We start from the raw sequence: 12,734 nt of genomic DNA, 5'->3' as shown, positions 1-12,734 counted from the left end.
GGCTAGCGGTGGGGGCTGCTAGGACAGGTTTTGTGAACGATCGCAGCTAGGAACGAATTGCAGTTCCCTGAGCAGGCGCTCTAGGGTTTGCAGCTCTGCTAAGGCAGAACTAACGGCCTCGGATAGATTCCGATCCGGGTATCTGGTTAACAAGTCGCTGTAGACGCGATCGCGGATGGAAACTTTGGCCATATCGGTTTCGGTTTGGGAAATGTGGACGAAAAAGTCAACCAATTGGACTAAATTCAGCGGCACAATAGAACGCTAACATAAAAATATGTGATTAGCATAATATTGTGTTAATCCATTTCAACAGTAGTAATAAAGCTTAGGATTATGTGCGTAACTGTCTCCCAAAAAGTCGAACCAGTGGTTAAGCGTGTGACCGTCACTATTGAAGATGACGTTTATGACTATCTAGAAAAAAGGGCCGCTGACGAGACTCGCACAGTCCCCAATCTGCTGGCACATTTGGCGGCCATAGCAATGAAAGAGTCTCAAGAATCTCAGGATCAGCAAACACGAGATCACCAAACTAAGCCTTAATGATTGAAAGATCACCTGCTGCGGATACTGGCCTGTAGCCTATGACCTAGATGAATAAGTGACTCCAGATGCCTTAATCGACCAAATCCTCTCAGGTACCGCCGAGCACTTGACCCCTGAGGATTATTTAGAGATAAGAAAGCAGCAAGAGCAACAGGGGTCTGAGCTTGCTGTGAGGTCGCCACTTTGCTCTGTTCAGTTCATCCGATTCTAGGGTCCAATCAATCCACTCAGCGATGGCTTTATCAGCGCTGTTGTAACTTACAAAGAAGCTAGGCATTGTAGGCTTGAGGGAGGACGAACAGGACGCAATTCCAAGGGTATCGCCACGATCATAAGCCAGACTTAAAGGGTGACAGCGTAGCTATAAAGCATGTTCCATAAGGGATAGAGCGAGAAAACCACGATGAAAATAGAGTCGTTTATTCGGTTTGAGAGCGATCAACTTCAAGGCCGAATCCGCCCATATATCCATGGCATATATCCATCGTTGCCCATACAAACCCAAGCTAAAATCACTGTGATAGGGAGCCTTGCCTGAGTGCTTTTTGATACAGCCAGCGTACTCGTCTATCCGTAATGCTTGCATGCGTTGTCCGTGCATCGTAGCCAAACTATAGGCGAGCACAATGACCACCACCAAGGCTAAAAAGCGACGGTCGTTCACCTGGGTATCCTCCAGGTGATAGCCCCCGGTTTTACAATCTTTAAAAAATTGTTCTATCCCCCAGCGACAACGGTAAATCTTTAAGGTTTGCTTGAGGGTGGGGAGATTTGTCAGGATATACCAGGGGTCTTTCGGACCTTTCTTGCGGTACTTACGTTTCCAATAAACCGCCAGATTAAAGGGACCTAATCCGTCTCCTTTATTCCCTCTAATGCCGACATAAAATTGAGACATGCCCGGCTTGAATCCTTGGTCTTTGAGGACTTGGTACTCGTCACCAGGATGGTGTTGGAAGTGGAAGTCTTTTTTCTGACGCAAGGCAAAGTATACCCCTTTTTCGTCGAGCCATTCAGCCAATTTGGGACTATGAAATTCTCGGTCTCCTATCACCAACGTTGGATAGTGTTTCAATAATTTCAGAGCGAGTGTTAAGACTCGTTTTTGGGTTCTCAGATTACTGTTGCCGACATGATCTAATAGCTCCCAATATAGGGGTAATGCATGGGTGCCCCATACCAGGGTCACCATAAACAGGTTACGCCCTTTCCATTGCGTTCGATCTATCGCAATCAACCAATATCCATACTTCTGATGAGCTTTTTTTTAACCGACGACGCTGATCTCGATTGAGACAATGACCGGTTTGAGCTTGGCGAATCCAATATTTGACCAACGGAAACCACAGCACTTTAACGCTCAGACGAGGGAGGACTAAAAATCGTTGCAGATTCCGTTTACGACTCGCATATTTGATCGGTTGAGGAAATAGGCTGGCTAAGGTCGCGAGCGTGACTTGACGATGAGCTTGTATCAAAAGTAACACCAGCTCTAGCGTTAGATACTGTGACTCGCTTAAATGCTTACGGCAGATGGTTTGGTATACTGAAGGCAACATTTTATTTTTTGTGGGGGATGCTTAGTCCCCTATTTTTTTGCCTTCCTATTTTCTCAAATCATTGCCAAATATAGACTTTAAGTTCCTTGTCACCCTTTAAGATCCAGAGGAGACGAGAAGCCAGAAAAGCGTCAAAGTCCCTCTCCCCTCGGGAGAGGGATTTAGGGTGAGGGAAACTCCAGGTTTCGAGTATGCAGTACATAAACCAAGTCCAGGTTGAGAACCCTAGTTCTGGTCCACCCTGCGGGAAGCAAGCTACACCCCCAGCCCCTACTCTTTCCGGAGGGCGTTCGCGAAGCGTCTCCAGAGGAGACGGGGAGCCAGAAAAGCGTCAAAGTCCCTCTCCCCTCGGGAGAGGGATTTAGGGTGAGGGAAACTCCAGGTTTCGAGTTAGTGGTGGATACAGTACCCGATAGCGCCAATGTGATTTTCTAACTTATCTCTTTGTGGACTACCGTTTTTCCAACTGATTAGGAATGGGGACTTACTCAGGGTTGACAGTTGTTTTGGCGGGATTTAACTCATCGAGTATGCGAAAGCGAATGTGGTTGATGGCCAAATCGCGCATGGAGAAATTGTCAGGTTTGTCGTCAGCGCGCATTTTGGCGAAGGGAATCTCCTTGCCAATTTCCATGTGATACCAGGACAACCCCATGAAAAAACGCTGGGGATAGGGACCACGCTCAATCACGTCGTCCACATTGGATTCCATGGGTAGCCAGCCGATGCCAGGAATATAAAACTCTAGCCACACATGGTTAAAGTCCGGCTCCAGGGGGAGATGGCGAAATTCAGGATGGGGGGGACATTTGTAACGACCAATGGTACGGCAGGCAATGCCGTTGAGTCGGGCGAGGGCCAGCAAGAGTCCCACATACTCACCACAGGAACCTGTGCCCCTGACCAGGGCAACTTCCGGGGTGTCGATGGTGGGCTGAATGCCATAGGAGAGGCGATCGTAAACATAGTTGCGAATCCTGAGCATTTTTCGTAACCCGTTGGTCTCGGTGCCTGCACCTTCGCGGGCGGCCTGTTGGATAGCGGCCTTGTCCATATCCAGCTCATCGTCATCGATCAGGTAGTGCTGGAGTTCGGTGGGTAGGGTTTGCTCCCCATCAACATCGTCGGGGGTCAGGTAATACTTGATGCTGTACATTTCGACCAGGGCCTTCCAGCCAAACAGCCCCCCCTGGAAGGGCTGAATCTGATCGAACTGGAAGACAGCTACCTGTTGCCCATTTTGTTCTTCGATGGTGAAGGGATGGCCGATGGGTTCCACCTGGCGAACGCGCTGACGCAGGGTATTGGCGGGTAGGGCCATGCGCCACTCTACGTTGTTGAGGGTGACGGCTTCTAGGGGGACTAGCTCTTCTACATAGGACATCTCCACCAGGTACCCGTTGGAGAGGGTGTACTGCTCGGTCGGGTTTGGGTGTAGATATAGGGGATGGATGAAGGTGAGATCGCGAAATGTCAGTTCATGGGGCGACTCGGCATTGTTGGGATTATCGCGAATGTAGGGTTCTTCGTAGGCATACACGATGTAGCAGATGGCTGCTTGGTCTGGGTCAGCCTGATAAAATGCGATGCCGGTGGGGGAACTGTGGGGCGTCAGGGTGCTCAGCTGAATATTGCCCGTGGTGCGATCCAGGCAGTAGACCGTTTGTTCGGCCTGGTCGCATACCCACAGACCGTCTTCATTGGTGGCTAAGGTTTCTGGCCCCACTCCAGGTTGGGGGAATTTCCCTAGGGGCTCCCCCGTGCTGCGATCAAACCGATGGATATAACCCGATTTTTGACAGCTGACGTAGACGGTATTTTCCCAAACGGCTACACCGGCTATAGGGTAGGGCAGGCGGGTGAATAAGGTGGTTTTTAGGGTGTCTCTGTCGCACCAAAACACCTCCTGGTCCCTGGCAAACCAAAAGGTATCCTGCCAGAGGGAGAGACCCACTGCATTGATCCATTCTTTATCTTCTAGCTGATGCGGGTTGAGAATAACTGTGTTGTTAGTCCCAGGATCAACGGCTACTAGATAGCCCCTGAGTGTATCGATGGAAAAGAGATGCTTCCCATCGGCTGCTAGACCTGATAGGGCATAGACACCAATGGGCCGAATGGTAGATGGTTGGGATGGTTGTTTGGGGAACCCGTGCTCAGGCGTGGACATAAATAAATTTGGCTCAAAACAGCTGAACTCGGCGTTTTCAGAATCAGTAACGGTCCTCATTATAGGGATTCATTAGCCTTCTTCATCGCAGTCTTCTACACCGACCGTTTTCCCCTCGGATGTTGTTTGCCTTAAACCCGAGCATATTCCCCCGTGAGCTTATTCAGCTGAGTAACCAACAGACTGAGAAACAGCCCCACATCCGTTACCACCCCGATGGATTCCAGCGATCCCCGATCGCTCAATTTGGTTACCACTGCTGGGTTAATGTCCACACAGACCATTTTTACCCCCGCGGGAGTCATGTTTCCTACGCCAATGGAGTGCAGCATGGTGGAGAGCATCAAAATCAGGTCTGCCCCTGCGATTAATTGGGCATAGTCCTCCTGGGCCTGGATCAGGTCCATTTGGGTATCTGGCAACGGACCATCATCCCGAATTGAGCCAGCGAGGGAAAAGGGTACGTTGTTTTTCACGCATTCATACATCACCCCGCTTTGTAAAATGCCCTGGTCTACTGCGTTGGCAATGCTGCCGCAGCGGCGAATGGCATTAATGGCCTTGAGGTGGTGGCGATGTCCACCGTGGACTGAAACCCCGCGCTTCATGTCCATGCCGAGGGAGGTGCCCATCATAGATTGCTCAATATCGTGGACTGCGATCGCATTTCCCCCCAGTAACCCATGCACATAACCCTCCCGAATCAGATGCTGCAGGTGCTCGCTACCGCCAGTATGGATCACCACCGGACCCGCCGTGACCACTGCTTTGCCACCCTGGTCACGGATCCGGCGTAAATCCCAGGCAATTTGTTCCACCACCAGTTCCACCCGCCGTTCACTGGAGACACCCGCTCCCATAAAGCTAAACTCTTCCGTGGATTTTTTCTGTAGAGTACTCGCCGTACGTTTGGTGCGAATGCCTGCGCTACCCACCACCACGGATTCCCCCACCTGTAGCTCCCGCAGCAGTTTACAGTGAGCCACTGGACCGTCGGGGGTATGGGTGATGGCAATGGCCCCATCCATGCGTTGGCCCTGGACCTTAATCCATTGCCCGCTGACAGAAACCTCCGTGGGATAGATCGCCGTCACATAGAAATCATCCGGTGCCACCCCTGCCTGCACCACAGGTTCTAGGTGGGCCGCCGCCGTATCGTCCGAGGTGATCATGGCCCCCAGATCCACCAGTTGCCCCAGGATGTCTTCAATCACCGTCAAGTCAGGGGCAGAGACCTTCACCTCCGCCTTGGAAATATCCTGCCGCTGTTCCCCCAGGTCAAAGCTCAAAACCTGGAAGCTGCCGCCGCCGGACACAATCGTATCCAAGGCTCGATTCACCAAACCCGAATCCAGCAAATGACCTTCCAATCGCACTATGCGACTTTGGATGGAGGAGGCTTGGGGAGACGCTTGACGGGCTTCGGTGACCCTTAGCGTTAAACATTTAGCTGCCCCACCCGCTTTCAAAAACTCGGTCAGTGGGGTCTCAATCACAGTAAACCCACGGGATGCTAGGGCCTCCTGTAAACCATCGCTGGCGCTGTTCATGACAATGGTTTGGCCCACATTCACCGCATTGCAGGCAAAATGTACCGCATCCACCTCATTTACCGCGATCCGTTTCTCTGCCGGGATGCGACGCTCAATCAGGTGGTTGGAATAGGTATCAAAGGCGGGGGGATAATAGAGTAGGTCCCCATTGGCCAACGGACAAAAACAAGTGTCCAGGTGATAAAAACGGTGATCAATCAGTCTGAGGGAAAGTACCTCCACCTCCAGCCATTTTGCCAGGTAGGGATGGGAGTCTAGCTCTGAACGAAACCCATATCCAGCCCACAGACATCCACTGGCCCGATCCAGCAGGGCATCTCCTGCACCTTCAAAGGGCAGGCTCTTAGGTAATGTGTGAACGGTGTAGCCATGATCTGCAAACCACTTTTGAAAATAGGGCTCTTCCCCCTGCCGTTCGGGATGGAAAAAGCGGCTGAGCACAGCAGTGTTGCCAAGCACGAGTCCGGCATTGGCGGTAAAGACCATATCGGGCCATCCGAGCTGGGGTTCCACTAAGTCCACGGTGGCATGGTCTTGGAGAATGTGATGCAGACCGTTCCACTGCTCCTGGGCGCGATCGCGCGACGAGCGATGGACATTACCCTCCATCCACGGATTGATTACATAATCAACGTCGTAGTGCTGCGGGGCACACATCAAAATTCGTACAGACTCCGTCATGGGCACCTCAAATGAACCTAAAGCCAAAACAATCCGTGAGGAGAAGAGACCTCTACACTCGTCACCCAATTATTCATGATTGAGGGGCTACAACAATTTTTTTGTTCTGACGTGTTTTTTATGGTCTTAAATAGGGGTTGAAAAGTCACAGTTCTATGACTTTTAGCCGATTTCAGAATTTAAACCATGCGTTTTTTGCATAGGTTGTTCTGAATAAATGAATGGCTTTATGGAAGGGGAGTAGCCAGACATCACCAATCCAATAAACCATAAAAAAACAGATCGCATTTTGATTTTACGACTAGATCGGACTGTCAGTGCTCCTTACTCTTTGGTTTCTGCCAACTCTTTGCCACCAGCTAACGGCTTATTCAGATTAGCTGGACCAATATTGAAGGAAATAGCGTAAGGGCTCTCTGTTCTAATGGATGCCCGTCTAATTTCCAGGCCAACTACCTGGCCATCTTCGTCATAGTCAAGTATTAATCCAGGCGAGATTTGCGTAGTTTCCTCAATTACAGTCGAGACGAAAGCAATCTGTAGGATGTCTGTATCTGGGTCATAAACGACTTTCATGGGCAAAGCATTCCTTGATTCCAATGACGAATTTATACCAGCATAAGCTGGTGTGACCAAAGCGTTTGTTTGGCTTAAATTGTGCATTACACAATTATAAGTTTGGAAAACTGGCTTTGCTATGGCTCAATACTTTCTGAAGAATTGCCAACAATGTCTTAATCAATGACGTATACGAAAAATGCTCCCCTGGCTAGAGCATTAATATTCATCGACAAACTGGGGATGCACCCATAGGAACTCGCGACGTTTGTTTTGGATCTGCACCAAACCGCCAAAATTGGTTTTTCTCCTTCAGAGTCCCTTTTGGGAGACACAGCTATCTCCGTCAACTTTGTTTACTCACGTTTACTCAAGGGCATTCTGCCCTGTCCGAATATAGTGAATTCTTAGCTTCAGACCTAAAGTTACCTGCTTCATAATCCAATAGAGCACCGTCAGCAGCATAAATGAAAAGAAAATGGCCGCCACCGGTCGCTTTGACGTCAGCGTGTTCAGAGTAGTCGCTAGCACACTAGACGGATCCACAACAACATCCCAACTATTAAACCGAAGAAAACGCCCCAAATAGACACCAAAGGCACATAGGGCATGGATGCCCAGCTCAACCGGCCCAGTGAGCGCCGCCAATCCCTTCTGTTGCAAATAGAAATTCACATTTAAAAGAGCAATCACATAGGCTTCGAACCCTACAATAATTGCCGCCATGTGCATCGGAATAAATATAAAAGCAATTACCCAAATCTTGATCGTGCCAGCACTGGTGCCCCGAATCAGGTGCAGGATATCAGTCAAAATATAGGGCGCATTGGGCAAGAAGGCGATAAACGTCACCAGACCTATCCACCAAAGCCACAGCTTCCGCGTGTGGGAGTGTTTAGATAGCCAAACGCTAATCCCCAGTGCAATCACCATCACCCCAGCTAGCCACAGCAGCTGCAGTAAGGTGCTCGGATCCGCCGTCTGAATACCCTGCACCACACTTAGCGCAAACCGTCTAAGTCTGGGGAGCCTAGACTCCAGACCCACGAGCCCAATTAGGCCAGTGCCAAAACAGGCCACCGCAAACCAGAACGGGGCAATGGCTTTGCGGCGAAACAGCTTAAAGCTAATTAGCATTGGAATAAAGGCCAGAAATAGGTTCCACCAGATCCAGCCGCTATAAAATTTATCGATACCCTCATAAATATCAGTGACGATCCATCCCATATATGTATCAACCCCATATCGAACATTACAGTTCTACTCACTGATCGAGGTTAATTCCAACATGAATCATGGAATAGAATCGTGACCCGCAGTCAGATCGGTTAGTGCACCTGTTCGCTAGGGCTCCCCGAATGGGCACGCTCTACCTGAGCCTGATCGCTGGCCACCTTGGATTGCAGACGGGGCAGTTTAGCCTTAGCCCCATCCACCATGGCCTGTTTGGCATTTGCCTGGGATATCGCTAAATCATACTGAGATTGGGCATACCCAGATTGGGATGTGGCCCCTGTTGTCGTCAGAGTCTCAAAGCGATCCCGTTTGAGGGTGAGATCAACCAGGTCCGCTTAAATGTGGATAATTTTCTGCTGTTGTTCTTCTCGCTCAAACTCGCTGGCTTCCGCCGCCGCGAGAAGCGCTGTGGCCGATACCTGGGCTTCAAGAAACCTCAAGCCAAAAATCACTGGTAACAATCTCACCGTTGCGCTGGAATTGTCCCCAGAGTTTGTATTTACCTGCTAGAGGGAATACCGTATGGAATTGAACCGTTCCATCCTTCGCCCCTGGAAGCGCATGGGCGTGAATATAGTCCGCTCTAGACAGGTCAGCAGATTGTTTCACAATCACTAAATGTCCCAGTTCACCTAGATAAGGCTCTAGGTCCGTCAAGGGTTCAAGACTCTCAGCACTCTGTAAGGTGAACGTTAAGGTGACTTCTTCCCCAACTTTGACCTGAGGCTGAGAGATATCCAAATTGGCTTGGATATCGCCTATTGTCTTACTCCGACTGAACTCGGCGGCGGGAGGAGAAGGCGCTACACCTGACACTTGGAGTTTAAGGGCTGAAACTTCTTCCGCTTGTCCAGCCGGCTTATAGTCGCTGAATAGGGTGTAGGTACCACTCTCAGGGAAGGCTGCTGCGACATCGAAACGGCCATTCTCTTTATACTCTGGGTGAATATGTTGGAAGGATTGAAGATTATCACTGACTACAATCAAATGCATCAGCTTTTCTTGAAAGACATCGAATTTGGGAATAGCTTGCCCCTGCTGATCTTGGATTTCAATCGTTAAGCTAGCGAGCTGATTTGGCGCGACTGGACCAGAGGTAATCAACTTCGCCTTGGTTTTGTTGGCCTGTGGCGTTGGGGCAGAGTGATTATTGTGGCCTGGGGATTGCCCATCTGCTTTTGATGCCTCGTCTGTCGCGGGTTTAGAGTGATTATGGTGGTCGTGGGATTGCCCATCTGTTTCTGATGCCCCGTCTGTCGTGGAGGTCACGGGTATCGAATGGCTAGCATGGTCTCCATGGGGACTGGAATGTTTGCCGATGTGACTGCAAGCTGCTGTCAGACCCGCTGTGGTGAGGGCTATACATAAGCTAAGAAAGCTATAGCGAAAATGTTTGTGATTCATGATGATGGGATGTGTGGGTGTAAAGGAGTCTGAAAAGGTGAGGAGTAAGCGATTGCTGTAGAGCACCTGGAATCAGCTAGGGCTTGGGATGTAGGCGTGATAAAAACACTCGATCTGCTAATGAGCGTCATGAACTTGCTTAAAACCAGCTTCTTGCTTAAAACCAGCTTATGTTTGTTATTTTAGAGTTTCTAGATTGGGTTGGACAGTATGCCATAGCACGGTTCGTTTTTGAACGACTGACAAAGTACCTTGACCCAACCCAATTCTTCGACATCAACAGCTAAACCTGATTTAGGGTTCTAACACTTTACTCCTATCTATTTTACCTCATTTTTTTTAAGGGAAGATTTCGGTTATCCGTTATGCCAGGCGTGCTCACTCAACTGAACACGCTTGGCATCCTTGGGTTTTGCCATAAGAAGAAATAGATTCTATAGACTGCAAGGGCCTCTATTTTTGATTGCTCTTTAATGGTAAATAAATACTAAAAACACTGCCTTGGTTTGGCTCACTCTGGACTTGAATGGTGCCTTGATGGGCTTGGACAATCGCCTTTGCGATCGCTAAGCCTAATCCTGCTCCTCCGGTATGGCGGGAGCGATCGGTGTTGACGCGATAGAAGCGATCAAAAATACGGGTCTGTTCTTTGGGTGCAATACCAATTCCTGTATCTTGAACCTGGATCAGAGCATGATGGTCTTTTCGCTGGAGGTAAACAGTAACTTTACCTCCAGCAGGGGTGTATTGAATTGCATTGGTGATGAGATTAGCAACCAGACGATAGAGTTGTTCCTCGCTGCCGAGGACATTGATCGGCGTAGTCACCTGAATGTTTGCTGTTAGTGAAATATTAGAGGCAATTGCTAGGGCCGAAAATTCTTCGACTAAATCACTGACTAAATCATTGAGATGACAAGACTCTTGTTTGGCAGGAAGTCCCTGTAAGTCCACGCAGGAAAGAACCAGTAAATCATGGACAAGTCGGGATAGACGACCGCTTTGGCGCTCCACAGTACGAAGGGTATCCCAAGCATCGGCATCCGTTGCATCCGGTATGAGGGTAGATTCTAAGTTTGCTTGAATTGTTGCTAATGGGGTTCGGAGTTCATGAGCAGCATCAGCCGTGAACTGTTGCATCTGGCGGTAAGACCTGTATACGGGCAGCATCGCTTGCCCAGCCAGCCACCAACTGGCAACCACAACGAGAATCATCGCCGTGGGCAAGCCAATCAGCAAAATTAGCCTCACCCAAACCATGTGTCCATCAATGTCAGAGAGCGATCGCCCCACCTGCATATATCCCCAAGCATCTTGGTTAGCTGTTTTTAGCAGCAGAGATAATTGCTGATAACGAGTCCCATCAGGAGCTTCTAATATTTGCCAGGGATCGGTTTCAACGCGTATAGGTAAGTCCGTTGTTGCCTCCCCTGCACTGGCTAACAACTGCCCAGGTAAGGTGACAAAGCGAATGTAATAACCATGTTCTTGAAAGACCCCTAAATAGTGAGCTGCTGTAGATTTGTAAGCACAAGTTGTCCCAGCAATACAGAGCGATGGAATAAACTTTTGCACGATCGGTTCTAGCTTGCCCGGTTGCTGCAATGAGGCTTCTAGCCCGTCATGCAGTGTGCCTGCTACCGACTCAATTCGATGATTTAACTCAGAGACATGACTATATGCCATCGCTTCATAGAAACCTACAGCACAAAGGGTGAGAATAAATCCCATTGTGCCAGCATACAGCCCTGCCAAGCGCAGTCGAGTGGTATGAAAAACCTTGTTATGCTTCATGGGCTATGTTTCATTGGCGTTGAGCTTGTAGCCCATGCCGTAAACGGTTTCAATGAGATGATCGTAGCCGTACTCGGTTAATTTCCGCCGCAACAGGCGCATTTGAGCTGCAACCACATTACTGCTAAAGTCTGCTTCTGCTCGCCAGATACGACCAATAATTTGGTCACGCGACAGAATTTGATTAGGGTGCTGCATAAAGTATTCCAATAATTGAAATTCCTTAGCAGTGAGAGGAATGTTTTGCAGGTTGCCTGGGTTTGTGGAAATCGAAACGGTTGATGTGGCGTAATCTAGAAGCAAATTGCCAACCTGAAGTTGGGGTGGTTGAATCTGCAGCGATCGCCGCTGGAGTGCTCGCAACCGGGCTAGCAATTCCGCCATGCCAAAGGGCTTAATCAAATAATCATCGGCTCCGGCATCGAGTCCCATGACCCGATCTTCCATGCGATCGCGCGCTGTCAGCATCAAGACTGGAAGAGGGTTTTGTTTCGCTCGAAGCCGTTGACACAGCTCAATTCCAGACAGTCCTGGAAGTAGCCAATCAAAGATGGCAACGGTGTATTGACTCCAATCGTTTTCTAGAAATTGCCAAGCCTCTATACCATCCTTCACCCAATCCACGACGTATTTTTCGCGTTTGAGCGATCGCTCTAGAGCTGCCCCCAGGTCATGTTCATCTTCAACGAGCAGAACCCTCATTGTATCTAGCCTAACTACTTGGTAAAAGTAAAACGTCCATTCACTTTTTCGCCATTAATATCCGTTAAGATAGCAACTTTATACTCACCGGATGCGGTTTCAGGCAACAAAGCTACGTAGTGCTTGCCTTCGGCATCATATTCAAAATCGACTTGCCTCTGAGCGCCATCGGGTAGTTGAACTTGACCTGTGACCGTTGCTCCTTCAATTGCTGCATGGGTATCCCCGGTTTGCAAAAACAGATCGAGATGGGTTCCGCTGGCTTCTGGTAAAGCGACGAGTTCCAGATGGTAGTTACCTACTTCAACGACTTGTCCGCCTTGCTGAGGAGCAGAATGATCGGTTGCTTCAGGGGATGTGGTGGTTGTTTCAGGAGATGTGGCGGCATCGGCAACAGGAGAATCAGCGACAGATAGACTTGCCGCAGGGCTTTCTGAGCTTGCTGTGGGGCTTTCACTGCTGGCGCAAGCTCCCAATAGGAAAACCAGACCAATGATGACGGAGGAAAGTCGATTCAATTTCATAATC

At 49.3% G+C, this 12,734-nt stretch carries 10 protein-coding genes and 1 pseudogene; 1 reads left to right on the top strand and 10 read right to left on the bottom strand.

Annotation, left to right across the window (positions count from 1 at the left end):
• Positions 1-18: 18 nt before the first annotated feature.
• Positions 19-255, bottom strand: coding sequence for a hypothetical protein (locus tag VB741_RS07710; RefSeq protein ID WP_323364581.1), 237 nt, complete (start codon positions 253-255; stop codon positions 19-21).
• Between the two features lie 126 nt (positions 256-381).
• Between VB741_RS07710 and VB741_RS07705 the strand changes: the two genes are divergently transcribed.
• On the top strand, positions 382-546 hold the full coding sequence (locus tag VB741_RS07705) for a ribbon-helix-helix domain-containing protein (protein ID WP_323364580.1): 165 nt from the start codon (positions 382-384) through the stop codon (positions 544-546).
• Positions 547-910: 364 nt separating this feature from the next.
• Here VB741_RS07705 and VB741_RS07700 read toward each other — a convergent pair.
• The 9 genes and pseudogenes from VB741_RS07700 to VB741_RS07660 all read right to left on the bottom strand — a co-directional run bounded on the left by VB741_RS07700 (position 911) and on the right by VB741_RS07660 (position 12,730).
• Positions 911-2,108: pseudogene (locus VB741_RS07700) on the bottom strand (IS4 family transposase).
• 484 nt (positions 2,109-2,592) lie between these two features.
• Positions 2,593-4,278, bottom strand: a complete 1,686-nt coding sequence (locus VB741_RS07695) for a transglutaminase domain-containing protein (RefSeq protein ID WP_323364579.1) — start codon at positions 4,276-4,278, stop codon at positions 2,593-2,595.
• Between the two features lie 131 nt (positions 4,279-4,409).
• Positions 4,410-6,512 carry a bifunctional arginine dihydrolase/ornithine cyclodeaminase gene (gene argZ / locus VB741_RS07690; protein WP_323364578.1) on the bottom strand — a complete coding sequence of 701 codons (2,103 nt, stop codon included), beginning with the start codon at positions 6,510-6,512 and terminating at the stop codon, positions 4,410-4,412.
• A 324-nt stretch (positions 6,513-6,836) separates the two neighbouring features.
• Entirely contained in the window at positions 6,837-7,088 is a 252-nt protein-coding gene (locus VB741_RS07685) for a DUF2283 domain-containing protein (RefSeq protein WP_323364577.1), read from the bottom strand.
• Positions 7,089-7,436: 348 nt separating this feature from the next.
• Entirely contained in the window at positions 7,437-8,297 is an 861-nt protein-coding gene (locus tag VB741_RS07680; protein WP_323364576.1) for a DUF1361 domain-containing protein, read from the bottom strand.
• 435 nt (positions 8,298-8,732) lie between these two features.
• A complete protein-coding gene (locus tag VB741_RS07675; protein ID WP_323364575.1) occupies positions 8,733-9,710 on the bottom strand; it encodes a hypothetical protein in 978 nt (325 codons plus the stop codon).
• A 453-nt stretch (positions 9,711-10,163) separates the two neighbouring features.
• Positions 10,164-11,504 carry a two-component system sensor histidine kinase RppB gene (gene rppB / locus VB741_RS07670; protein WP_323364574.1) on the bottom strand — a complete coding sequence of 447 codons (1,341 nt, stop codon included), beginning with the start codon at positions 11,502-11,504 and terminating at the stop codon, positions 10,164-10,166.
• A gap of 3 nt (positions 11,505-11,507) precedes the next feature.
• Positions 11,508-12,206, bottom strand: coding sequence for a two-component system response regulator RppA (rppA, locus tag VB741_RS07665; RefSeq protein WP_323364573.1), 699 nt, complete (start codon positions 12,204-12,206; stop codon positions 11,508-11,510).
• 14 nt (positions 12,207-12,220) lie between these two features.
• A complete protein-coding gene (locus VB741_RS07660; protein ID WP_323364572.1) occupies positions 12,221-12,730 on the bottom strand; it encodes a hypothetical protein in 510 nt (169 codons plus the stop codon).
• Positions 12,731-12,734: the final 4 nt, after the last annotated feature.

It is taken from the genome of Leptothoe sp. PORK10 BA2, from assembly GCF_034932105.1.
GTDB lineage: Bacteria > Cyanobacteriota > Cyanobacteriia > Phormidesmidales > Phormidesmidaceae > Leptothoe.
The sequence above is the reverse complement of the archived record's forward strand: the minus strand, read 5'-3'. Positions and strand labels throughout refer to the sequence as shown.